This is a genomic window from Pseudochryseolinea flava, assembly GCF_003286915.1.
GTDB classification, from domain to species: domain Bacteria; phylum Bacteroidota; class Bacteroidia; order Cytophagales; family Cyclobacteriaceae; genus Ohtaekwangia; species Ohtaekwangia flava.
On record NZ_QMFY01000002.1, the window covers coordinates 517,035 to 542,957 of the forward strand.

Consider the following 25,923-nt stretch of genomic DNA (forward strand, 5'->3'; position numbering starts at 1 on the left):
GAGATACGAGTATAACTATTGCGATCACCAAAAAAAGATGATGAGGATGATTCAAAAATCTCATATCACTACTCGGCAGCGTCAATTACAAATCCTACCTCCATGATTCCTGGTATTTCGCCATACTGCGTGTGAGAAACTGTTACGATATACTCACCCTGAGTGAACTTCATTTGTTCTTCAATTACAATTTCCAAGTCACACAAATCACCAGCACAATTTGATTTGTATTCGCCATTACCATCCATAATATCCACGCGATAATGCTTCGTAAACTCCTCTCCTTTCGGTGAAGTTATTGCTACTTGGATATTGATTCCATCGAGACGTAGACCATATAAATGACGAAGTGCAAAACTGACTTTGTACTTTTTACTTCCATCGTCAATAGTCGGTTTAAACATGACAACCTCATCCCGTTCCCAAACACGATCTGCGAAAGTGTTTTTTTCGTATTTCTTGTACGTATGACATCCAAACATGATTAACATCAGGAAGCCCAACCACATTTGTTTTATGCGCGTCATGATCAACAATTTAGAAAGGTAATCTTTCATTTAGGGTTCGGTATACCATATACAGCATTCCTAAAATTATTATGGAGTTGTCCATCGAACGGAAAAATCTGAACAAAGAGCACCGCTGTCAATTCGTTTGTTGGATCTACCCAGAAAAGTGTACTCGCGGCTCCATCCCAAAAAAACTCACCCACTACGCCGGCATTTTCTTGTGCGTCCACTGGCGATTTGAGTCTCACGGCAAAATCAACACCAAAGCCAACTTGGCCTTTACTTGGAAGCCACATACGTTCTGTAACGCTGTAGGAAAGGTGATTCGTCGCCATTAGCTTGATGGTCTCTGGTTTTAGAATCGTAGCACCATCGAACGTACCTCCATTGACCAACATTCTTGCAAAACGTTGATAGTCGTCGATGCAAGCCGTAAAACCAAATCCACCCGGCTTTAACGGCCATGATTTCCCATTGAATTCATTTGCCTTTTCATTTGGAATACGCTGAAGAACGCCGTCATCGCCCTTCATATATACCGCGGCTAAGCGCGTTGAATCAACCGGAACATAACGCGTTGAATTCATCTTTAATGGATCCAGAATATTCTCTTTTACATATTCATCAAAAGGCTTTCCTGAAATACGTTCTACCAAGTATGCTTGTACATCAACAGAAATTCCGTAAGACCATTGCTCGCCAGGATGAAAAGCCAAAGGCAATTTGGAAAGTTTTGCAGCCATTTGTGCGAGTGTATTTTGTTTGTTCATGCAATCCGCTTCCTTGACCAAAGCGCCAAGTTCGGGATGCTCCTCTCGTGCCCAACCAGCAGTATGGCGTGTAAGATCACGAATGGTAATCGGCCTTTTTGTTGGTTCTAGGATTAGCTTGCCGGCGTTGTCTTTCCCAACAAAAACCTTCATGTTGGCAAACTCCGGTGCATACTTGGAAATGGGATCATCCAATTGAAACTTCCCTTGCTCAAAAAGCTGCATCAACGCTGTGCCAGTGATGGGCTTTGTCATCGAGAAAATTCGCACGAGTGTGTTGCGATCAAATGTTTTCTTTGCTTCACGATCAGCAAATCCAAAAGCATTAAAGTATACTTCTTTGTTCTTTTCAATGATCAACGCCGACACGCCAGCTATTCGGCCTGCATCAACTTGGCTTTTCAACGTAGAGTCTATACGCGCTTTAACGCGTTCGGTGACAACATTATTACTGGACGACTCTTGCTCAGATTTGGGTGATTGACAAGCTGCAAGAAAGGCAAGACCAATCAGTAGCGACAGGGTTCTAGACATGGCTATTATAAGTTGGACTTTAAGATAACAAGGAAATAGCAAAAGCCAATTTCCCTTGTTATCCAAGCCTTGGAGGTAAGCAGTGCCTTACGAACTGCTACTCAATGATGGCCGCCCATCCACCATTTCGCACCATGGTTATGGTTAGCTTATCGCCATTTTTTACGGATAACGTTCGCTTCCGATAATCCATCGCCTGGCGCCCTGCATTGATTCCGTCTTCAAACAAGGTTAGCGTATATGATTTTCCAGGCGTTAAAAAATCGAAGTTTAGATCTAACATTCGTTTATCTTCCTTGCCATTGCAGATGCCGCCAACAAACCAACGCTCTCCTTTTCGTTTTGCAACCACTGCGTACTCGCCAACATTCGCATGAATAGCTTTTGTCTCATCCCATGTTGTTGGAACTTTGGTCATAAACGCTGTACATTCTTCATTCCGATAATAAAGCGTGGGATTGTCGGCTAACATTTGTATACCACTTTCAAAAACCACAAACAATGCAAGTTGATAGGCGCGTGTACCGATGCTCGCAGAATTCGGTCGCTCCGACGCATACACCTCGGGTTGCATGCTCAACATCGCGCCGGGTGTGTAGTCCATCGGTCCTACCGCATTACGCATAAAAGGTAAATACAAACTGTTATCGGGTGTACATCCTCCCATTTGTTCCATACCCCGCACACCTTCGTACGAAAGTAAGTTCGGATATTTGTATTCCAAGCCTGCAGGTTTAAACGCGCCGTGAAAGTCGACAAACAAGTGATGCTTCGCTGCTTCTTTCACCACGTTCTCATAGTAGTTCACCATCCATTGATCACTGCGATCCATAAAGTCGATCTTCACACCTTTAACGCCCCATGTTTCAAAAGTCTTGAATAGATCCATGTTCTTATGTACCGTAAGCCACGTAAGCCAAAGTACAATGCCTACATTTTTCTCCTTTCCATAGCGAATCAATTCCTTCACATCCACTTTTGGATTCGGCGTGTAGGGATCCGTTGTTTCTTTCGCCCAACCTTCATCCATGATAATGTACGGTACACCGAACTTCGCTGCGAAATCAATATAATACTTGTACGTCTCTAAGTTGTAACCACTCACAAAATCTACGTCCGGTCCATACGGAGATGCATCATTCCACCACTCCCAACTCGCTTGGCCAGGTTTGATCCAGGCAACATCCGTGATCGCTGGTTTCGCCGACAACTTCAGGGTCATTGTATTTTCTATCAAAAAACGATCATCCTTGGTGACGACAAAATATCGCCATGGAAAAGATCTTGAACCTTTTGTTTTCGCGATGTAAGATGCTTCCTTCAAGATCTTAACGCTACGATCACCATCGGGACCAAACTCCAGTGGCACTTTTGGAAACACACCATTCATAACATTGGATCCTGAAGACTTAATAAACATTGCTGGATAATCGGTGAGATCTGATTCACTAATCAACACTTTATATGTATTCTTCGTGTCGACTAACAATGGTAGCGTCGACATCCTATCTGAAGGCTTCCATTCATTTGACTGTTTGTGCGAATACGTTTCTTCGTACGAAGTCTTGAATCCTCCTGCCAATTGCAAATGTAGTAGACAGTCTTTCGGGAAATTCACCACAAAATCTTCTTCACTTATTTCCACGTCACCATCTTTTGCTGTGATAAAGCGATACGCAACACCATCATTGAAAGCGCGAAACTCGACTGTAAATTTCCCTTTGAATTCCATCGCTAGGAAATTATAACTACTCTTCACGGTCGCGAACTTTAACGATACATACGGCTTGATGTCCTCAGACACCTTTCCTGTTTTTGACCGCAACAATTTTGGATTGGCACCTAACACCTCACTTCCTAGTGTGAGGCTCAAATGGTTTTTTTGAAAAATAGTTTGTCCACCAGCATTGATGGTATAGTAAATGCGGTCTGCCAATGTGATACTCACACTTAATTGACCATCCGGTGAGGTTAACTTCAGTTCTTTGCTTTGCGCGCTGGCGTGGATGCACAATCCAAACGCAAAAATTAGTAAGGGTACTCGTAAAATTAAGAAACGCAGCATGCTGATGAGGTTGGTTTAGTGAAACACAAATAGATTCACAAACATGACGAGGAAATAGCATTTTTAACTCAACTCACCGCGCTTTTATTTTCATTTCACCGGCTCATTAAAATCAAGCCAATAATTTTCATTCCTTCTCCCTCATCGGAAAGAATATAAAAATTCGTTTCATTGGCGACCACCTTGCCTTCGCTATCTGAATTGGTCCAAATCACTTTACTCACCCATATATTTTTACTGAGTTGTTCTTCCGTTAAAGTGATGGGAACGGCCTTCACAATATTTTGTGCGGCATAAGGCTTTACGGCCTCTTTCCAAAAAGCAATTGTATCGGCCTTGTCGGTAACGGTCCGACTGCCTTGGTCTGAAAAAATTGTGACAGGGACAGCGTAGAAACTTGCGATATCTTCTGGCGAGTAAGACATCAATGCTTTCGCATAGTTTTCGAAGAATGTTAGAGCCGTTGTCATGGCGGTAATTTAGCCACAACTATCAAAAGTTCATGCCAGCGTCATTGGACAACTAAGCAACAAATCAGTCTAAAAAATTAGGCAAGTCCCTTTTGAAACGCATACTTTACCAAACCTGCAACATTCTTAACGCCTAATTTGGAGATAAGATTTTTTCGATGGGTATTCACAGTATATTGACTGATGAATAATTTCTCAGCGATTTCCGGAGTGGTAAATTCTTCCGCAATGTATTTTAGGATCTCTTTTTCGCGTTTGCTTAACACAGGATCACCAGCAGACGTCTGTTCTGTTGAAAAAACGCTGGCAGTGTATTTCTCTTGAACTTCCTTTGAGAAATAATTATCTCCAGACGTTATCGTAAAGATCGCTTTTAGTAGTTCGTCTTTCTCCGCATTTTTCAGCAGATATCCATTCGCTTTACTTCCAACAAGCTTCAATATTTTATCAGGATCACTGTACGTGGTGAGCACCAACGTCTTCACGTGCGGATATTGTTTTTTGATAACAGTGTTCAAGGCAATCCCGTCCATTCCAGGCATACTGATATCGGTCACCACTAGATCGACATCATTTACCTTTAGGAGATTCACAACTTCATTTCCATTGAGCGCCATCCCCACGATGTGTATGTCTTCTACAACTGAAAGCATCGCATGCAAACCTTCGAGAAACATTTGATGGTCATCAGCCAATATAACTTTTATCCTTTTCTTCATACCTGGTTATTTATTCGAGGGGAATATCAATATTTACGATCGTTCCTCTTCCGGGAACAGACTCGATATGCAAAGTTCCTTGAATATCGGTAACACGCCTGCGAATGCTATTCAAGCCAACACCATAATTCACTTTTTCAACATCAAAGCCTTTACCAGAATCTTCAACAATTAAGTTAATAGATTCATCGTTCATGGTGAATTGAACCTCAACAGATTTTGCGCGCGCATGACGAACAATGTTAACCATAAGTTCTTGAATGATCCTGAACACTTCAATCTTAATCTGATCGGGAAGTTTATTGAGCTTTTCTTCAGGATGTGTGATAAAATCCATTTCAAGATTAGCGTCTTCCGACACCTGTTTTAAATGGCTTTTGATGAGATCGATAAATGCCGTGTTCAGCACTTTGTAAGGGCTTAGATTATGCGAAATCATTCTCACTTCATCATACACGCTGTCCACATTACGGATGATTTTTTCCAGATCTGGCGTTTGAAGTGTATCACTCACTTTTCGAATCTGCAATTTGATTCCTGCCAATGATCCGGCAACACCGTCATGAAGTTCTTGAGAAATCCGGAGACGTTCTTTATCACGCCCCTCGATGTTCGCAATGATGGTTTTCATTTCGTGTTCGCGAATCAACTCCAACGTCCGTTGACGATTCAGCGCCTCCGTTCTTTCGCCAGCCTGAATTCGATTGCGCATCCGCTGTCGATACAAAATAAGCAACACCACGAACAATACAATGATCAATAAAGCTGCAAGCAATATCAAGTCGCGTGTGAGTCGAGATTTCTCGAGCGCCGACTCTTGTTTATGTAACTTGAGGTCTTGCAATTCTTTTTCCCGTTGCAGTAATACGATTTTTTGTGCTTGTTTATCCGCCTCGTATTTAGCAAGCAATTCTTCCATAGCCTCGGCCTTACCAATTGCCTCCAAGCTATCCTCCCGTGTTTTAAACGCAACGAAGTGGTTGTAAGCCCGTCGGTAATCATTGAGTTGCTCGAAGGCGAATGCCAAGTTCGCATTGATCAAATGTTGATTCGCATATTGATTTTTTTGTGCAAGTCGAAGCGCGTGTTGAAAATTGTCGATTGCATGTGATGCTTGACTCAAATTCAAATAGCAAAGACCTATGCGATTTAAGGTTTCGATTTGGCCGGTCATCCAACTCGACGCCTTGTGAATTTTTAGCGCGGCAAAAGAATTCTCTAGCGATTCTGCGTACTTGCCTTGACTAAAATAAACCAACGCCATCCCATCATATCCAGCAGAAACACCCTGACTATCTTTCAACTCAGTGCTCACCGCAATACTCTCCCTATAGCGCGCTATCGCAGCGTCATATTGCTTTAAATCTACTTTAGCCTTCGCTATATTTTGAAGAAAGGGAACTTTGTACCGTTTTTCTGGATTCAACCGCAAGGCTTCTTCATAATATGAAATCGCTTTTTCTGAATGCCCTTGTTCATCATAGAGATTTCCTATGTTATTATTCAACGCGCTTTTCTCAATCTGAAGGTTAAATTTATTGGCGAGCACCAATGCATCAGAATAAAACTTCATCGCGTGTGTATGATCGCCGCTGAGATAGTGTACAACCCCCAGTTCTTTTAAACCAAGACAAAGACCACGTTGGTCATTCAGAGATTCAAATAACGTGACACATTTTTCAAGGTATGGTAGTGCTTTTTTCGGTACGTCATAGAATCGGATAGATTTTCCATACCAATAATTTCCATACGCCTGAAATTTGACATCACGCTCTTGATCACCAAACGCGATCATCTGCGTACAAAGCTTGGACACTAACTGAGGATCTGCAGCGACCGTTTGTTCGTAAACCGAGATCAAGCTATCGAAGTCCGCGGACTTAATGGATTGTCGTTGGCAATAGCCGTGACCAGCAACACAAACCAAAAAAAACAAGAAAACAAGACGTCGATTCACTTGGATACAGTGGATTCTTAACAGATTAACAAATATACATCTAACAGCAGACTTCTCCTTAGCAAAGTTTATTTTCCCACTATTCGAGTAACGTCATTTCCACGACTTCGCGACTGTTAAAAATCGATACATCCAGTGACCTGTTCTGACGGTGCGCTGCGCAAGAAAACATCAAGAGGGATTCCGCACCGTTTTCTTGGAAAAACAAAATATTACCCCGAAGAATTTCACCACCCCTTAACGTGAGTTGCAAACGCGGTAAAGCAACACATTCATCCGTACTACGAGCAAGGTCAGCGAATTCCGCAAACCCAGCATGAAGCTCTCTTCGTTTATTTTTCAACCGCCAAAATTCTTAATGTGAATCTTTAAAATGAACTAGCGCTTCAAGACAATAAAACCTTTGATTGGCGTTGAACTATCATTGAGTGTAATCGAATAAAAGTAAGTGCCATCCGGAAGATTGTCCGCACCAAGTGCCGAAAGGCGATTAGCGTTACCGTTGAAAACAAGCGTTTGATTGTTGTACCCCTTCACACTATAGACACAATTACCCCATCGATTGAAGATATTAACTTCATTCGTTTTATACTTTTCTATTCCAGTCAATATCCAATTTTCATTGAGTCCATCTCCGTCAGGTGAAAACCCTTCTGGAATATGAAGATCTTTTACTTCCACCTTTACCTCATCCGTTGCCGTGCAACCATTGGGTGTGGTAAACAACACTTTATATGTTGTGGTCGCCAACGGAGTGGCTACTGGATTCGGGATATCATCTCGGTCCAATGATTCACCAGGTGTCCATAAAAATGTTCCATTATCTATAGAGGCCACAGCGCTGAGTTGAACGTTTCCACCCACGGTCATAATAACGTCCCTTCCTGCATTCACGCGCACGTTAGACTTCACATTGATTGTAAAGGAGCAAGTTGTTTCGTTTCCAGCAATATCTGCGGCGGTAAGCGTTATTGTCATTCCGTTTGTCAACGTTGTTCCTGGTGCCGGCGATTGTGTTACTGTTGGCGACGCATCTTTGTTGTCGCTAGCAACAACTTGAGAAGTATAGTCTGCAACCGTGGTCACATCACAATCTACGAGCTGATCTCCTGGACATGTTAACGTCGGACTTTGAGAGTCTGGTGCCTCAGCAATTGAGAACGAGCAAACTTCCGTATTACCACTAGCATCCTTCGCCGTGAGTGTAACCGTTAATGCGCCTGTAAATGATGTACCGGCAATGGGCGATTGTGTGACCGTCGGTGTCGCATCACAATTATCTGCAACGATGGCTTGTGAAGTATAATCAGCGATTGCATCACCCATGTTCAATGTGGTATTGGCCGGACAAGTAATTATTGGCTTCTGTGTATCCGCAGGTTTCGCCACCATAAAGGAACATGTACTGCTATTTCCTGCATCATCGGTTGCCGTGAGTGTTACGGTCATTCCATTTGTGATGGGAGTTCCAGTTGCGGGCGATTGCGTTATCGTCGGTGTCGCGTCCTGGTTATCGGAAACTGTAGCCAAAGAGATGTAATTGGGAAGCGACGTCGTCATACAAGTCACGCTCTGGTTTCCGGCGCACGATATTGCTGGCGCCTCTGTATCTGGAGCAGGTGTTACGGTAAATGAACACGTTTCTGAATTTCCACTTGCATCCGTCACCGTCAGCGTAACAACCGTTGCTGCCATAAATACACCTCCACTTGCTGGCGATTGGGTGATCACTGGAGCTAAATCGCAATTATCGACAGCGGTAGCCAGTGATCTGTAATCCGGAAGTGTCTCACCAATTGTTAACACTTTGTTTCCTGGGCAAGTAATCGTCGGCTTCTGTGCGTCGACCGTTTTCGAAACGACAAAGCTACATGTGGCGGTGTTGCCAGCGTCATCGGTCGCGGTGAGCGTCACTGTCATGCCTGTAACGACAGGGCTACCCGCCGCTGGAGATTGCGTCACTGTTGGCGTTGCGTCCTGATTATCAGAAACTGTCGCCAGAGAAATATAACTCGGGAGCGTTATCGCCGTACATGAAACACTTTGGTTGCCTGGACATGAAATCGTAGGATCTTCGACATCTGGCGCTGGTGTAACATTAAAGCTACATGACTCTGAATTTCCACTCGCATCCGTTACGGTCAATGTTACAACCTGAGATGTTATGAACATTGTTCCGCTAGCTGGCGATTGCGTTACAACGGGCGCCATATCACAATTGTCAGAAGTCGTCGCTGTTGGTACATAGTTTGGCAACACGAAGCCAGGCGTTAACACCTGATCACCTGGACAATTGATTATCGGTTTTTGCGTGTCGGTTGTCTTGGCCACGATGAAGTTACAACTTGCGACATTGCCTTCATCATCGATTGCCGTCAATGTAACAGTCATCCCATCAACGAAGGGGCTACCCGCAGCTGGTGATTGCGTTACTGTGGGCGTTGCGTCTTCATTGTCCGATACAGTCGCCAACGACACATAGCTAGGAATCGTCGTCGACGCACAACTTAACGACTGATTTCCCGAACAAGTAATCGTGGGCGGTGCTGTATCAGGAGCTTTACCTACAAAAAACGAACATGTCTGTACGTTGCTACTTGCGTCGGTAGCGGTCAACGTAACAGTGAGAGGGCCCGTAAATATTGTTCCTGCTACCGGTGATTGTGTTACCGTCGGTGATGCGTCACAATTATCTGTGACAGTTGCCAAGCTTCTATAGTCAGGGATGGTAGCATTGAGACTTAATGTTCTATCTGTTGGACAGGTAATTGTAGGCTTCTGCGCATCTACTGTTTTGGTAACGGTGAATGTACATGTCTGTGTATTACCAGCATCATCGGTAGCCGTCATTGTAATCGTCATGCCATTAACAAAAGTACTTCCTGACACAGGCGATTGCGTAACGGTCGGTGTCGGGTCTGTGTTGTCAGTCGCAGTAACAAGCGCGGTATAATCAGGAATTGTTGTCGCGGTACACACTACTGTTTGATTACCTGGACAAGTAATCGATGGCGGCGTGATATCACCCAATGGAAGCGTTTTTACATTGTCCCAATGATGATAGTTAATGTCTTTGTTTCCGGCATCGTCAAGAAAGTGAACGTAGACATCGTACTCTGTATCAGGTGCGAGCCCATCAAGAAGGTGAATGATATCGACATTACTGCTACCGATCGGAAAACTTCCAGACACAATTGCGCCAGTGCCATTGTCAATCACATCTAGGTTGTTCATTAGTGGTGTTGACGATGGGTAAACCGCATAACGAATGATACCGGTCTCCTTCGCGTTGAAACGAATACGGAAACCATCTGAGCGAAGTTGAATGATAGAAGGATTATTGTTGAGCGGTAACGCAATGTGATCGCCACCGAATACAACAGCGACGGTTCCATCTCCACTGATGTTATCGTAAGCAAAGTCGGAGAACCCATCACCATTAAAATCCTTGCCGCCATCAATAGGGCGTCCTATGTTCGTGTTGCTGGTGGGAATCGTAAATCCATTTGTACCGTCAATATCTTCGGGATCTACCAGTGCTGGGAATCCCGATGCAGTTCCGAACACGACGTAATTGCCTGTTTGTCCAACAACCAATAGATCATCAATACCATCACCACTCAAGTCGCCTGCGGAGCAAGCATGATGTACGTAGCCGTCGAGTAACGCTCCGTTGTTGCCATTGAGCGAACTCATGGACAAGGTTGAAGGGAATGGAGATGTTGATCCGAAAATGAGGTTATTCTCCGAAAAACAATCATCCATTCCATCGCCGTTAATATCACCAACCCGTCCAACACAAGTGATGAAGTTATTCCCAGCGTTTTCAATTCTAAAACCATCGGTTCCATTCAATGTTGTCAATTCTACCTGTGATGTAAAACTGGCCCTCCCAAAGAGCAAAAAACTAAATGCCTCAGCACTCGCCGAAGCCCAATTCCCAACTAGCAAATCATCGTATCCATCATTGTTGATATCGCCGGCAGCACCTACGCGATATGCCGGGCGAGATCCTGGAAATGGATTTGTCATAAATCCTTTGACACCATCAAGCCAAGTGTTATTAATCGATGCAGGAAAATTGCCACTACGGCCGAAAATAACCCAAGCTCTTTCAGACCAATGTGGATTGGAAATTGCAAAATCATTTATCCCATCACCATTCATATCGCCAAGCGCATCGACCTGCGTAGTGCCATCAATTTGAATCACGAAACCATTTGTACCATTGATATCACCTACTTTCATCACCGCCGGGAAGGCGCCACTCCTACCGTAAATCACCATGGTCAATTCACCGCTTGTGGCCGACACAATTATATCATCAATTCCGTCGCCATTAATATCTCCAGGTCCTGCAATGGATTGACCACGTCGCTCATCGGCAGTCGTTGGATCTACCATGAAACCATTTGAACCATTCAAAGTCTTTGGATCAAACTCTTTTGGAAAAGGTGTAGATGATCCGAAGACGATATAAGCACGTCCACCCAGAGCAAGACCTCCCACTTCTTCAAGTTCATCACTGAACGCTAGGTCTTCCAATCCATCGTTATTAATATCCCCCACAAATTGAAGCTCAGCGCCCAAGACTTGATTCGCGGCATTTCCTTTCATTACAAATCCATTTGACCCGTCTAGTGATGACGAATTGAATACAAGTGGATATCGTTGCCCAAAACAAGGCTGCGCACAAAATGCACAGACAAACAATGCTGCTACGGCGAAAGAATAAATTAAATTGAAACGCATGTTAAATTGGTCGTGTAGATGATAGGTATCGCTTACTGTCGTTTAATGAAACGATAGTTGATCGTTAACTCATGGCTATTAAAGTTTATCTCGCGGTTTGCATTACCAATCGGAGTATCATAGATATAGCCAATTTGCAAATCCTTTAACATCATAAAGCCGAGTATAAAATTCAGACGCGACACTGTGCGGTATCCGACGCCGAGCAAAAGTTTATCTTTGAATTCTAATTGTGTATTAAAGTCCGCTTGAATCGGTGCACCCTCCGCATATTTCACCAACGCATTTAAGTTGACCTTCGAAGACACGCCAGTCAAGAGCTGATAACTCGTATTGAGAAAAATATTACGACTTAGATTATAGTTATTTGCTTCCGTAGTTGTAATCAATTCAGGAATTGATAGCCCGACAAAATAGTGGTTTTTGCTATAATAAATTCCGAAGCCGACGTTAGGAAAAGCAAAGCTCACGTTCTCTTCAAAGTTATGATCGCCATCCACATTGAGGCTGGTTAGATCTTCTTTATAATAAGTAACGCCTGCGCGTAGCCCTAGCGATAGAACATGAGGATTGAACCCCCAGTTGGTGTAGACATTTCTATTTCTTGAAATTAACTTATACGCATAACTCCCGTAGACGCCTGTGGTGGAAGTCACACCAATTTTATCCGACATAAAATTTGCACCCAACGAAACCTTTGGATTATAGATTTGTCCATGTCCAGAAAAGAAAATTGTACGTGGCGCACCTTCAATTCCTTGAAAGGAACTTTTGCTCGCAAAGTTTACTTCTGGATCGATGTTGTAACCGGCATACGCGGGATTGATCGCGAACGGATTAAAAACATAGTTGTAGTTCGCAGGAAATTGTTGTGCCTTGCATAAAAACGTTAGCGACAACATTGCTATTCCGAGTAAATATTTCTTCATCAGTAGTGCGTTCAGTATTTTGCAAACACACCACAATACTACGGTCAAGCGATCTGCTAGGAATCACTTCTTTGGCGTAAAACAGAAAATCACTAGAAATAGTGAGCGTCAAAAGGTAAATGCAATTCAACTTTCCAAAATGCGACTGGACGTAAAAATCAACCCGCTCATCATCAGCTTGAATCAAGAAACAACTATTATCTTTGACATTCATTTACATTATGCAAACGACACTTGACATTACCTTAACGCGTGATGAAATTTTAATCAATAAAAACGCAGTAAAACTACCTACATCAATCAACATCCTTACCGACATACTTGGTCCGGCACGGTTATCGAAAAAGAAGTACAATCAAATCTACACATGGGATGCCCTCGGCCTATTGGCTTACTCAAAAAACGGAAAAATTGTAGAAGGGATAAATATTCCTATCGTCAGCAACACGTATGACTTCTCTCCTACACAAAATTTCTCCGGCACATTAACTATTGATGGGCACGACTATCGCAAGTTGCCTATTGTGAAAGAGAAAAAACGAGACCGTCATTTTAAAATTGAGCTAGGGGCACACAGCGTATTCATTTCGCTTACGGACGAAGATTCATCCAGAGATATCGATATTACAGCGTTTACGCCACCGCCGCCAGTCGAAGATCCGGATCGCTATAAATTCAAAAAGGCCGAAGGCGAAAAAATGGCGTTCGTAGACTTTAACTTCAAACTATGCGTGGTACAGGAACTCATGTACATGCGCGACATTTTGAAGCCACGATTCGATGTTTATGAATTTGTGGAGCGCTACAAAGAAAGGCAAATCGACATTGAGGAGGAAGGCTACGACATCATCCCTGAAGTTCGAGCGTACTTCGACAAATTAGAAATTGACAATAAGTATGCTGACATCATTACCACCATCGAACAAGACGGTGGTAACGATATCTACATGCACATTTTTCCTTTCTGGACGGGAGAAACGGATGACTTCAACATCCAGGTTTTTACAGATGTTGACCAATTCAAGAATCTAAAATCAATGACCTTATTCTACGATAAGAACGAGAAAGCGATACAGCAGGAATTAAAAGCAAAAGATATCGAGGTTTCTTAAACACTATTTCGGTATTTCAAGTTTTACACCTTTTGCAACAGGGGTTCCAAAACTTGGTAGACCATCTTTTGTCCACGAGAACTTTTGCATGCGTGGCGAACGATGATGTCCGCATCCTTGTCCAGGTTCGTCGTTTGCGTGATACAAAATCCAATCCTCTTTCCCATTCGGTGACTTGAAAAAAGAATTATGTCCAGGCGAAAACACCTTCGCTTCCGGCGAGGGCTGAAACACGGGAGTCTTTGACTTCGTCCACGATTTAGGATCTAACAAATCTGCTTTCACCGTCGTTGACAACATTCCGAGGGTATAGAAATCAGTCCAACATCCACTTGCAGAGTAGACAACAAACAACTTCTCGTTGTGCAATAAAAATTGCGGGCCTTCATTCACGTTTACATGCGGCGGATTATTGGGATCATTCGGAATATCACCATGACGCTCCCATTCAAATTCTGGACTTGATATTTTTACACGTGAACTTTCAACGGTCCAAGGATTTTTCAACTGCGCGATGTAAATATCTTGTTGTCCATTAACGTCTCCCTCCCATCCTGACCACACCATATACAGCTTTTTATTGATCTCCATTACGGACCCGTCAATTGCCCATTTGTCTGTTTCATCAGATATTTTCCCTTTGAAAACCCATTCACCCGCCATTGGATCCGTGGATGCATTTTCAAGAACGTAGAGGCGATGTGTTTCATTCTTTCCGTCGTCGGCAGCAAAGTATACATACCATTTACCTTGCAAGAAATGAATTTCTGGCGCCCATATATCTTTCGAATACAACGTACCGGCTGGGGGCGTCCAGATGGTTTTACGTTCAGCGTTCGCCAAGTCCGCAAGGTTTTTCGTTCTCCAAATATCCAATCTATTCCCGAGCGTGTGCGTATAGTAATAGTATCCGTCTTTGTAAATGCTCCAAGGGTCAGCCCCAGACGACATCAATGGATTTGTAAAAGTGCCTTGCGCTAGTACACTGTGTACAGCAAACAAAGCAAACAAAATAATGATAATGTTTCTACTGAATTTCATGTTCTTTCTATCGATCTGGTTATACTATCACATGTAGCGGCGATCAACGCAGCAAGCGAACAATATACCAGTCGCGGCCTTGGAATTCAATAGCCATTTCGCTTAAACATCTATAAATATACTTTGAGCTAAAAAAAACGTTCTCGATAATCTTCGAACAGAACGCCACCGACCGATAGGTTAACGCTAAACCTTACCGCGAAATGACAGTGGCCCATTACCAAATGTTTTTGTAAAAGCGATGGTGAAATTCGCAGGATGTGCATAACCCACCTCATGTGCAATTTCTTTGATCGTCTTGTCGGTATCGCTCAACAAGGAACGGCTGAATGTCAACCTGCGATATTGCAGATAGCGCATCGGTGATGTATCGAATAGCACCTTAAAGCCATGCTTCAATTTAAACTCATTGATACCAAAACGCTTGGAAAGCATTTCTATCGAAGAAGGCACTAAAAAGTTTTGATCTATATAATCTTTAATATCGTGAAGCGTGTCATGATCTCGTTTCGTAATGCGCGTATCAAATGAAATTGATCGATCTCCTACTACCTGATTGAAGTGAAAAAATTGCAACGCCAACAACGCGCGAATATGCTCTCGCATAAATACCGATTTCATTTCCCCTTGAAAGGGACAGCTCAGGATGTTATTCAAGATTCCTTCTATGGCAGCATCTATGGCAATGTGTTCGTTGATCGTATTAAACTCCTGCTCCTGCATAATCAACGACGACAAACGATCGTACACGCCCAAATAATTGGCAACAAAATTGGCATAAAAGCTTTTCGACAGGCCAAACGTGATGTCTTGCTGCCGTGTACCCTTTTGCAATAAATTCTTGCACTCAAACCGATTAAAAAAACTTAGCGAATGACTTTTCGGAGAAAGAATGAACGGCGAAGAACTCCGGTTGAAAGAAGACTGCCCGTTGATCGAAAAGATCATTTGAAGTGATGGCTGTTGCCGCGAAAAAGGAATGGCCATTTCTCCATCATATGTTTCAAAGTCACGCTTGAGAATAATATATTGATCATGATCTTCCACCGAACAAGAAAATTTCCCGAGCGCATTCTCTTGTGTTATTTCGCCGCCTTCAAGGTTCGTAAGCATTTTTCCAATGGAAACTTCTAGATGTTCTCTAACGTGTCGCGCATTCATCGTAACGGTATTTTGCTTGGTAGGAGCTCGAACGATGTTAAGGTGTGTTTCGTTTCCTTTATGAATCGAAAACTTACCCGTTGCTTGTAACAAAAAAAGAGACTGACGAATCAGTCCCTTTAGCCTATCAACATACATCACAACCCTTTGTTCTGCTTCGGCTTCAATTTCGTATCCAATACCCAATGACCAATCTTATCACCAAGTGCTAGTCCACTATCGCATGAGAATCGAAAATGAATACCAGCCAATACCCGTGACGTTGCATTTTCCTGTGCTGCATGGCTAAAGCTCGCGAACGTGCGCAAACTACCAGCGGGTTCGGCGCTCGATGAAGTCATTGAGAAACCAACCTTCTCTCCGATCAACTCATTTAGGACAACAGCCGCTGCGTTTCCGAGGGTACTATGTGTTGATGGATAATCATGAACAGGAGGCGTAACCATAAGCGGCTCCCAAGCTGCATCTTCATTTGTGTTCGCATTTCCATCGGTCGACGCTTTTCTAATCGCGGTATAGGGGCGCCAAAAGTTATGGTGAAATTTCGAATCCCACCCTGCAATGTAGGCATCAGCCATGGCCACGTTCACAAGTGCAAACACGCGTGCTGTCGATAAAAGATCCAACTTCCCATCTACCACAGCCGTAGCGGCTACGCGGTTCCAACCGATCTCTGAAAACTCATACCAAAATTTGGCAATCGCAGTTTGATCTTCTGTTCGCACAACACTCTCTTTTGAACCATACTGACGCACCTCGTCGAATGCTTCTACATACGCGTTGCTGTTTAAGCTCGGCATCGCGGCAACACGAAACTGATGTGGCGATGACAGTCCGAATGTTCTCAAATCTTTCCAAAATGGTGCAGCTAGATAAAGTACCGGTGGAACAAGTTGATATAATCCTGGATCGTCGGGGTTGTTCAATTCTGCAACCGGATTTTGAAATGCGCCATCACCCTCACGAAGTGCGAGTATGGCTTCGCCGGCAAGCTTGCCAAGTTGCAAACCGCGAGCCCGTGCATCATTGGCTTTCACATCCGCCAACGAAACCGCGAGTGCGCTATCAAGGTAATTTTTACGATCCGGAAATGAATTAACAAGTACTGTATAAGCGGCATTCGAAAGGGCCGCGATCGGGTCCGCTTTTTTATCTTTCACTTGCAAAGCGTACGTATCAAATGAAGGCTCTATACTATTCAAAGCATCGTGAATGGCTACGTGAACCATCGCATAAATCCTCGAAGCAAGCATTGGATTGTAGGCTGGGCCATGCATTGTCCCAAGCGTCACGTTATTCCACTGCAATATCGATTCGTTTGAATAATTTGAAAATGGTCTTCTCACATCGGCCTCCGCTCCACTACCGGCCGAATCTGTGCACGACAAACACAAGGCAGTCGTTAACGCTACTAATAATGACATCAGTTTTTTCATGATTGTTAAGTGTTTTTTGACTTAGAACGGCGAACATCAATCCTCGTCGTTATGCAAAAAGGAGCACGATATATGAAATCAGTATTATTCTGAATGGTCTTCCTTGTGTAAGATCCGCGTTAAATCGTCAAAAAAAATAAAGTCGCGACTTAATAACTTGCCGCTAAAACTAAACTGTTATATGAAATTGAAATTGACTGTTCTAACCGCCGCAATGTCCTTGTTGGCACTTTCATCTTGCAAAGACGATGACAAAAAAATTGCCGTCGACAATAAACTCACCGCCAACACCGAAACTATCAAACTCACTGACGCCGCATTTATCTGGGATACCAAAGCAGGAACGGATGACGACGGAAATGAATACTATCGGAATGAGCTCGCTTTTCTTAGTGCAGGAATGCAAATATCTGCAAACGAAGACGGCTCTCCGAAATTAACCGGAAATGCAACGATTATGACACTACTCATAAACAACGACATACAGGAATTACAACCCGGAACGTATACATGGCAGGGCGAGGAGCATGAGCAGCCGTTTGATTTGTGGGATGCGTACTACTACAAAAATTACGATCTCGAAAGTGAGCAACGATACGGATTCTCTACAGCGCAACTTGTCGTGACCAAATCCGGTGATTCATTCACACTCGTGTTATCAGGAACGGCCTACCCGTCAATTCGATCAGAATTCGGCTGGGATGGTCTCGATCTTGAGGAAGATCCAATCGCCGTAACCTTGCAATATCAAGGTACTCTTAAAAATTTTAAGCAAGATTTTTAACCCCAAAAAAGCTCCTCATCATGGAGCTTTTTTTTATCAATGATTTCACAATATTTTAGCATCACCTCTAAAGCAAGACTAAGCCACTAACCTTCGTGATTTTGTGCAACATGAATTTATTCTTGTAATAACAAAAAAGGGTGCACCTCTCGGTTACACCCTTACTAACTAACAACTTACTTTATTAAACTCCTTTTTTCAAAAGGGAGAATTGAATTTGTGGGCGACCGCGCTCACCATTCTGCGTGAGTGCTGTAAACTTCAGCTTGTAGATATTACCACCGGAGTCCTTCACAATGTAAAAACGATCTTCCTTCAACGCAGGCGGCGTGCCCGGACCACCACCGGAGCGCCACTTCGAACCAATGTTGATCTGGCTGCTAGAGAAAGTCACGCTTGCCAAATCGGCTTCTTCAAAGTCCTCATATGATCCCGCTGCCGACGTTAGCAACTCTGCAGTTTCAGTCGCATAAAGATTTTGCAAAACGATGTCTTGGAAAACATACGGCACGATGAGTCCCGGCCCTGCCGGTGTCGTATTGGTGAATACTGTAAATGCGATATCCCATTTATCTTTCTTCGGTTCAACATTCACAACACCCTCACCGATTTTCACGTAGTTAAAATGATAATCGGCATCACGTGAAATTTCAACCGTTACGAAATTCGTTGCATTGATATCGGCATGCTGCAATGTGTAATTATTCCCGTTTCTAACAACGCGTATTTTTTTCCAACCACGCTGAGTACCATCTGCATTTTTTCCAAGGTTGACGATGTAAACTTTATTCTCATCTGCAGTGCTAGACACTTCGGCAATTGCCGCCTTCGAAAGGTCACCGGTTGGTGAATCAATCCATTGATTTGATTGAGGAAGCCACTCCGGTTGCGGGTTTGACGTGAGTGCCGCAAACACAGCTTCCGTTGACAATTGTGAAATCCAGCCAACTGTATCTTCTGCTGTTACCGCATCCAAACTATTCTTATCGAGTGCGCGCGCCATCATTCCAGCGGAAGAATTCAGAATAACACGAAACTGTCCTTCCACGGTGTAGAACCCAAAGTCCCATGCACCACGACCGACCGAAGTCTGTCTATTCGCGCTCAAATCGATAAAGACTTTATTAGGCTGCAAGCTTCCACCTACCGTGGGATCCAATGTGCTCTCTGTAGCAACTATTTCAGAAAAGCTTACAACAATTTTCTTACGCTCACCAACAGCAAAACCTTCTCCCACCGTTGCAAGACTAAATTCAATTTTATCGTCATCCTCAAGAACTACACTTTCTTTTCTCTTCAACACAAACGATGCGAATGTTGATCCTTTTGTTACAGGCAACGACAACTTAGTGCCAGTGATCGCAGGAACGGTTACAAACTCCACGTCATACGTAACGCCAGTCGATAGGACATCGAGCGTGATATTTTCGTCGCCCGAAACTTCACGCGACAAGTCAACACGGATCGTGATCTCATCATCCGTTTCGTCGAACCCAAGTTCCGTGGCCTCAAACTCAACCACGTTATCGGCCACTGGCGGATCATCATCTTCACAACTTGTTAAAAATCCAACTAACGTCACGGCGCATGCCGCAGACATGTACTTCCAAAATGATATTTGAGACTTCATGATACTTATTATTATAATGTTTTTTGAAACTTAAAATTGATAGACAAGAAAAATGACCGACCATAGGCAATCGGCGACACGCCCGAATCGCCGCTGTGAGTTGACACACTAGACGGTGAAGAATTCGAGATCGATGTGATATCGAATAAATTTCTAACACCACCAGAAAGTGTTAAGGAAGACCCGAACTCCTTTTGCATCGTGATGTCTGCCCAATGAAAACTCCCCGTTTTTGCCAACACAATGTTGCTGTCCGAGGGATCGATCACATATGCCTTCGTTACGCCTGTGTATTTGTAAAACATTGAAACCGTCAACGTCTTGACTATTGGATAGCTCACCGACGCGTTGATTTCGGGAGACCACGTGTATGTTGGAAGCGCTTCATCACTTTCAACCAGCCTGTTGTATCTTCCGGTGTAACCAATTCCGAAACGCATCTCTATCGCGTTGCGTCTGAACGTTGATTGAAGCGTAGCACCCTTGGACTTGAAATTATTGACATTGATGTAAGTCGTATTCCGGCTGCCCGCGAGTCTACCGTAATCAATGAGATTTTTCACATCATTATAAAAAGTCGATAGCGATGTTTTCAAGATACCCTTCGCTATTTGGATATTGTTATTCCATGAAACATTGAAACTGTGGGACAACTCCGCTTCTAAATTCGGATTGCCCGCGATGGAATGACTTGCATCAAAAAAATTGAAATATAATTCCCGTATCGAAGGAGCACGAAAGCCACGACCATACCCAATACGAACATCGTTCTTACCACCAAGCGAAACTTTCGCATTGAACGACGGTATGAGCGGCGGTGCATCATACACAGAATTTCTAACGATTCGTACGCCAGGGCGAAAACTCCAACGCGCTACGTTGATATCCGCCAAGAGAAAACCGGCATAGTCTGTTATTGCGTTATCACCTGTTAGAAGACGTGAACCTTTTCCAATTTCAGAATTAAAATCAAAGCCTGGTTGAAGACTCACTGATTCCCAAATCTTGATATGTAGTGACCCGCGTAGCGTTGCGCCACGGAATTCATCTTTGCTATGAAGTGTGTCCTCCGCCAATGTTTCCCGACCAGTCTTTCTGTCGACGACAATACTTTGCGTGCGTCTCTCAAAATCAGTAAATGACGCCGCTCCGTTGAATTGAATTTTTTCAGACAAATGCCCGTTAACCTGCGCCTGATGCATCAATCGATCTGTTAGGTAGTTTTGATCAATTGCTTCAAGTCCACTGAATTCGGACGGGTTGTGAATTTTCTCATCCAAAAAATCGAAACGATAATAAGCGTTAACTTTTTGCTTTTGTAATCCCATAACACCTCCTGCAAGCCATTGAAGTTTGGGATGCCACGCGAGTTCGCGCCCGGTAGCATCTCCCTTCCACCCATTAAAATCGTTTCGCGTTACGTTAGCATTCGCATAGATCGATTTCAATTTATATCCGACGCTTACATTTTGATTATGTATTCCTTTCGCCAGACTATATTCAGATCCGATGCTCTCCTCATGGATGGTCGCACTTACGTCCAGTTTGTTTTCAGGATTTTTCTTTGTGATAATGTTGATTACGCCCGCCAACGCGTCTGCGCCATAGATCACAGACATAGGGCCCTCTACAATTTCAATCCGCTCGATGGTGTTAATATTGATTTGATTGATATTGATTTCATTACCAGTTCCTTGCCTACCGATAATCGGAACGCCATCAAGCAGCACTTTTACATTTTGTCCAGGTAATCCAACCATACTTAAGTTAGAACCACCCAATGCAAGATCTTGAGAGAATCGAATGTTCAACTCAGCATTCAATACGTCTTGAAGACGAGTCGCACCTTGCGCTTTCAATCTCTCCATTGAGATTGTGCGAACGTTATAAACAGACTTCTGGACCGACTGCGGTTCCACCACGCCTGTCACCACGACCTCATCCAACGCATGGATCTTCAAGGTATCTTGTGCGTTCGTGACGATAGAAAAAATGAGAAGCAATATGCTCAACAGCTTACTCATGCTTATGCAATTGGGAGTTCATCAACCAGCTTGCGCCAGCCTTCTAGTTCCGCGATCCCAGGCTTACGAAGTCCAAAGAATTGAACAATCATGTTTTTCTTTTCGTCGAAAACTTCAATACCTGTAACAACACCATCCGTTGTCGGTTTTCGCACTACCCACACCGACGCAATCTGATCTTCGCGCAAGTGCATGTTAAAATCAGGATCAAGCACATTCAGCCATTGATCCATCACGCGAATGGTTTGAACTTTTCCTTGATGGATTTGAAGATTCCCCCTATTGCCTGCAAAAATCATGATTGGCAATTTTGTAGCGGCGGCCTTCTCTAACAACAATCGTAACGATTCAACTTTTATCTGATGACTAAATCTGTTTTTCGCAAGAACCACGGCGTCAAGTCTATTTACCTGATGCTTTCTTAGCATCCCGAAAAACTCGTGGGTATCTTTCATCGAAGACCAGTCATTCAAGAGTTCCTGGTGATCAACTTCATCGATTGACTTTGAAAACGGTTCGTTCACCGTCGCTGTGACGATTTCCTTCGACTGATCATCGCTGGTAAAATCTGCTACCAGCCTATCAAACGCATCTTGATTACTTCCTGCTTTGTTACCGATAGGTTGCTGCAAGAATATTTTCGTGATTGCATTTCCTGCTGCGTCGAAAAACTGCAAACTTTGCATCAAGCCATGATGCGATTGTTGACGAACAGCAAAACCAAATTTCCACGCTTTAAAAAACACACGCGATTCGATCGGACCGATTACAGTGGCCATCGCCATCGGGAGTTCTCCCATAATATCAATCTTCTGGAACGAACCCTTATGCTCCAACACACAACTTTCATTGCGCGTCAGTGACATTACACGCCCAAGTTCCGGAAGTCTAGTGAGAAGTTTTGTCCAATCACCCGAGAGTCGTGTTGTATAGTCTCCCACCGTCGTCACTAACAATTCCGCTTCACTACATCCCAGCGCATCCGCTGCATCTCTGATTCTAATACCAGGCTTTGCTTTCTGGATACCAAGCCACGCTTGCTTTAAGGTTGCCGTCGTATCGACTGATAAATTCATATTCATTATTTTGTGATTGACATGTTATACAATACATTTTCATTTGTGGGCACGACAAACGGACAATTCGTGCAGGGGTCGCGATAAATATTGACCTTACAGCAAAATGTTTCTTCAATATTTTCCTTGGTAAACACTTCTTCGACCGAACCCACATTTTGTATTCGGCCATTATTGATCATGCAGATTTCGTCTGAAAACTGCGCCGCCAAATTGAGGTCATGAACAATGGCGAGCACACCGATATTGCGCGAACAAATCCCACGGATAATGCCGAACATTTGCTGCTGCTGCGCGATATCCATGCTGGAAGTAGGTTCATCTAGCAAGATGTAGCGCGGATAAAGCGTTTCTTCCCAAACCTGAGCGAGCGTTCGCGCCAGTTGTACACGTTGCTTTTCTCCCCCTGATAGCGTCAAATAATTTCGATCGACAAAGGCGTGCAAATTTGTTGCATCGACAACTTCTTCAATGACTGATGCATTGTGACCACTAGTGGTGTCGTGAGCATGTCTGCCAAAAGAAATAATCTCTCGCACGTTAAAAGCAAATTGTACCTGCGGATGTTGCGTCATAACGGACCTTATTCGCGACAATTCCTTCGGACGGTATGACGAAATGTTTTTTCCATTCACACGCACATCGCCTGCATAATGCGCAATCTCGTTGCTCATAATTTTCACAAAGGAGCTTTTACCAGCACCGTTAGGACCAACTACTGCAGTAAACTTTCCTGGCGTAATGCATAGACTGATCTCTTTCAGAATAGACCTTCCGCTTACGCTGAGCGATATGTTGTTGGCCTCGTAAGTCACAGTTGTAGTTTTCGTTTTGACTTTAGCAAAAGCATAATGAAGAAAGGTGAGCCGATTAAGGCAGTAACAACACCAATGGGTAATTCAGCTGGCGCTACTACCACACGTGCGATGATATCAGCAATGATTAAGAGGAACGCGCCACCAAGGGCAGACGCCGGTAACACAAGTGTATTATCGACATAAAAAATTGTTCTAATCAAATGCGGAACGATCAGTCCAACAAATCCGATAATTCCCGCCAGCGAAACAGAGACTGCAACCGCTGCTGCTGCCATAAAAATCATCAACCGTTTGGTCTGCTCAACGTGAACGCCCATATGGTATGCCTCTGCTTCGCCCAATGCAAGTACGTTGAGCGGCTTTGCGAAAAAGCATAGCCCGACCGTGGACAAAATCAACGCGGGTGCAGCTATTCGAAGTTTATCCCAAGTGGCACCACCAAGGTCTCCTAAAGTCCAAAAGAGGAACATGCTCATTTGTTGCTCATTGGCATAAAATATAGCCACGCCGATAATGGCCCCTGTCAACGCATTGACAGCAACGCCGATCAAAATCAAGGCGGCCATATTTGTGCGTCCTGAATCCATACTCAACTTGAGCACGAAAAATGTTATCGCGGACCCACCGGCGAACGCTGCTAAGGAAAGCATTACACTGTAACTCCATAACGCCACCGAGGGCAATACAGCACTTCCGAAAACGATCAACACCACGACCGCAGCAGCAGAGCCTCCCGAAACGCCAATTAGACTTGGCTCTACCAAAGGATTTCTAAACAAACCTTGTAGAGCTGCACCACTGATACCGAGCGCAGCGCCAATGAGCAACGTCATCACTACACGCGGGAGCCGAATCGATGTCATGACGACGGTAAATGTGTCGTCGATAGTAATGTCGTTGAATAACCCGAACGACTTACATAAAATGACAACAGCATCTGAAAATGGAATACTCACTGCACCGACCGTTAAAGAAAACAGTGTTACAAACAGCAAGCTGAGTCCGAGTACGACAAGTATTGTGATAGTCTTGTATTGCCGCAAAACGATTGACGTGACCATACTATTTCGCGGCAAGCTCAGGATGAAGAAGTATGATTACTTCCTTCACGGCCTCTCCAAAACGAGGCCCAAAGTTGGTTAGCTTAAGACCATCGACAGATACAATTTGCTTTTGTTTCCCTGCCTTGGTCAACGCTACTCCTTGCACTTTTAAAACGCCGTCTACGCCGCCGAGGCTTTCTAGTCCTGACGTGAGCATGAGTATATAATCTGGATTTGCTTGAATCAACGATTCCGTATTCAGAGGCTTATAACCATCAATATTCTGAATCGCATTTTTTGCACCCGTATATTTTAGTATTTCGGCAAAAGTTTCTGCACCTGCAGCGCTGATCGTAGCGGTCCCACGATTATAAACACAGAGTACTTTTGGTTCTGTGGACTTGTTCGCCAACATCTGTTGCGCTTCTTTCAAGTTAGTTTCAATCGATGCAACAAGTTTTGCTGCTTGATCATTACGATTCAACGACTTCCCGATCTGAAGAATCATTTTTTTTGTATCCTCAACATTGAGTTTTCTGTCGATCACGACGAGCGCAATGCCCGCCGTCGTGAGTTGTTGTAACACAACTTCTTCAACGTAATTTTTCTCTGCAATAACGATGGTCGGCTTAAGGCTAAGAATTCCTTCGGCATTGATTCCTGACCGATAACCTATAGACGGAAGTTTCTGAATATAATCAGGATATAAACTCGTTTTGTCGGAAGCAACGATTTTACTGCCTTCGCCGAGCGCGCAAACAATTTCTGTAATTGCGCTTCCTGCAGTAATAATTCGGAGGGATTCCTGCGCATGGCAGAACATAGAAATCCCAAGGATAAAAATGGTAATGAGTTTTTTCATTTCAGTATGAATTCTGAAACAAAAGTATTTCAACAGGGGCACCTGCGTCAATCGCCTATGGTGGCCAATTTTTTCATACCCTGCAACAGGTATTATGAATTTAAAACGAGGATATATCGCCAGTCGAAGGTATCCAGCGTATCACCCTTGGAGGGTATCGTGCACTAAATCTCTCAATAAGCAAACTCTTCTAAGAGCTGCAAACATTCCTGTGCAAGCCGACGACATGTC

The 25,923-nt window shown here is 43.7% G+C and carries 19 protein-coding genes; 2 read left to right on the forward strand and 17 right to left on the reverse strand.

The genetic code is table 11. The features are described 5' to 3' along the window. Positions 1-68: 68 nt before the first annotated feature. The 8 genes from DQQ10_RS07350 to DQQ10_RS07390 all read right to left on the reverse strand — a co-directional run bounded on the left by DQQ10_RS07350 (position 69) and on the right by DQQ10_RS07390 (position 12,705). Complete coding sequence (locus tag DQQ10_RS07350; RefSeq protein ID WP_112746165.1) at positions 69-557, reverse strand: gliding motility lipoprotein GldH family protein; 489 nt, start codon at positions 555-557, stop codon at positions 69-71. Then, positions 554-1,813 carry a serine hydrolase domain-containing protein gene (locus tag DQQ10_RS07355; RefSeq protein ID WP_112746166.1) on the reverse strand — a complete coding sequence of 420 codons (1,260 nt, stop codon included), beginning with the start codon at positions 1,811-1,813 and terminating at the stop codon, positions 554-556. Before DQQ10_RS07355 ends, DQQ10_RS07350 begins: the two co-directional genes overlap by 4 nt. A gap of 97 nt (positions 1,814-1,910) precedes the next feature. Beyond that, positions 1,911-3,878, reverse strand: a complete 1,968-nt coding sequence (locus DQQ10_RS07360; RefSeq protein WP_112746167.1) for a glycoside hydrolase family 97 protein — start codon at positions 3,876-3,878, stop codon at positions 1,911-1,913. Positions 3,879-3,973: 95 nt separating this feature from the next. Next, positions 3,974-4,348 (reverse strand): DUF6841 family protein, encoded by a 375-nt coding sequence (locus DQQ10_RS07365; protein ID WP_112746168.1) that lies wholly within the window; start codon positions 4,346-4,348, stop codon positions 3,974-3,976. A gap of 77 nt (positions 4,349-4,425) precedes the next feature. Beyond that, on the reverse strand, positions 4,426-5,067 hold the full coding sequence (locus tag DQQ10_RS07370) for a response regulator (RefSeq protein WP_112746169.1): 642 nt from the start codon (positions 5,065-5,067) through the stop codon (positions 4,426-4,428). Between the two features lie 10 nt (positions 5,068-5,077). Then, positions 5,078-7,024 carry a tetratricopeptide repeat-containing sensor histidine kinase gene (locus DQQ10_RS07375; protein ID WP_112746170.1) on the reverse strand — a complete coding sequence of 649 codons (1,947 nt, stop codon included), beginning with the start codon at positions 7,022-7,024 and terminating at the stop codon, positions 5,078-5,080. A 378-nt stretch (positions 7,025-7,402) separates the two neighbouring features. Continuing rightward, on the reverse strand, positions 7,403-11,641 hold the full coding sequence (locus DQQ10_RS07385; protein ID WP_165823834.1) for an HYR domain-containing protein: 4,239 nt from the start codon (positions 11,639-11,641) through the stop codon (positions 7,403-7,405). 167 nt (positions 11,642-11,808) lie between these two features. Then, complete coding sequence (locus tag DQQ10_RS07390; protein WP_112746173.1) at positions 11,809-12,705, reverse strand: PorP/SprF family type IX secretion system membrane protein; 897 nt, start codon at positions 12,703-12,705, stop codon at positions 11,809-11,811. 221 nt (positions 12,706-12,926) lie between these two features. Here DQQ10_RS07390 and DQQ10_RS07395 point away from each other — a divergent pair, with 221 nt between their 5' ends. Next, positions 12,927-13,817 carry a DUF6892 domain-containing protein gene (locus DQQ10_RS07395; protein WP_112746174.1) on the forward strand — a complete coding sequence of 297 codons (891 nt, stop codon included), beginning with the start codon at positions 12,927-12,929 and terminating at the stop codon, positions 13,815-13,817. 3 nt (positions 13,818-13,820) lie between these two features. Here DQQ10_RS07395 and DQQ10_RS07400 read toward each other — a convergent pair whose 3' ends face one another. The 3 genes from DQQ10_RS07400 to DQQ10_RS07410 all read right to left on the reverse strand — a co-directional run bounded on the left by DQQ10_RS07400 (position 13,821) and on the right by DQQ10_RS07410 (position 17,455). Then, positions 13,821-14,858: a glycoside hydrolase family 43 protein gene (locus DQQ10_RS07400; protein WP_112746175.1), complete on the reverse strand. Its 1,038-nt coding sequence runs from the start codon at positions 14,856-14,858 to the stop codon at positions 13,821-13,823. Positions 14,859-15,044: 186 nt separating this feature from the next. Next, on the reverse strand, positions 15,045-16,157 hold the full coding sequence (locus DQQ10_RS07405) for a helix-turn-helix transcriptional regulator (protein ID WP_112746176.1): 1,113 nt from the start codon (positions 16,155-16,157) through the stop codon (positions 15,045-15,047). Next, positions 16,157-17,455 carry a vanadium-dependent haloperoxidase gene (locus DQQ10_RS07410; RefSeq protein WP_112746177.1) on the reverse strand — a complete coding sequence of 433 codons (1,299 nt, stop codon included), beginning with the start codon at positions 17,453-17,455 and terminating at the stop codon, positions 16,157-16,159. Before DQQ10_RS07410 ends, DQQ10_RS07405 begins: the two co-directional genes overlap by 1 nt. A gap of 181 nt (positions 17,456-17,636) precedes the next feature. Here DQQ10_RS07410 and DQQ10_RS07415 point away from each other — a divergent pair, with 181 nt between their 5' ends. Further along, positions 17,637-18,239 carry a hypothetical protein gene (locus DQQ10_RS07415; RefSeq protein ID WP_112746178.1) on the forward strand — a complete coding sequence of 201 codons (603 nt, stop codon included), beginning with the start codon at positions 17,637-17,639 and terminating at the stop codon, positions 18,237-18,239. 184 nt (positions 18,240-18,423) lie between these two features. Here the strand turns inward: DQQ10_RS07415 and DQQ10_RS07420 are convergent, their stop codons facing one another. The 6 genes from DQQ10_RS07420 to DQQ10_RS07445 are packed head-to-tail and all read right to left on the reverse strand — an operon-like array spanning position 18,424 to position 25,692. Then, positions 18,424-19,869: an HmuY family protein gene (locus tag DQQ10_RS07420; RefSeq protein ID WP_112746179.1), complete on the reverse strand. Its 1,446-nt coding sequence runs from the start codon at positions 19,867-19,869 to the stop codon at positions 18,424-18,426. 11 nt (positions 19,870-19,880) lie between these two features. Beyond that, positions 19,881-21,893: a TonB-dependent receptor plug domain-containing protein gene (locus DQQ10_RS07425; protein WP_112746180.1), complete on the reverse strand. Its 2,013-nt coding sequence runs from the start codon at positions 21,891-21,893 to the stop codon at positions 19,881-19,883. Between the two features lie 2 nt (positions 21,894-21,895). Next, positions 21,896-22,969: a hemin-degrading factor gene (locus DQQ10_RS07430; RefSeq protein ID WP_245970315.1), complete on the reverse strand. Its 1,074-nt coding sequence runs from the start codon at positions 22,967-22,969 to the stop codon at positions 21,896-21,898. A 5-nt stretch (positions 22,970-22,974) separates the two neighbouring features. After that, a complete protein-coding gene (locus tag DQQ10_RS07435; protein WP_165823835.1) occupies positions 22,975-23,784 on the reverse strand; it encodes a heme ABC transporter ATP-binding protein in 810 nt (269 codons plus the stop codon). Then, positions 23,781-24,848 carry a FecCD family ABC transporter permease gene (locus DQQ10_RS07440; protein WP_112746183.1) on the reverse strand — a complete coding sequence of 356 codons (1,068 nt, stop codon included), beginning with the start codon at positions 24,846-24,848 and terminating at the stop codon, positions 23,781-23,783. Before DQQ10_RS07440 ends, DQQ10_RS07435 begins: the two co-directional genes overlap by 4 nt. A gap of 1 nt (position 24,849) precedes the next feature. Next, positions 24,850-25,692 (reverse strand): heme/hemin ABC transporter substrate-binding protein, encoded by an 843-nt coding sequence (locus DQQ10_RS07445; RefSeq protein WP_112746184.1) that lies wholly within the window; start codon positions 25,690-25,692, stop codon positions 24,850-24,852. Positions 25,693-25,923: the final 231 nt, after the last annotated feature.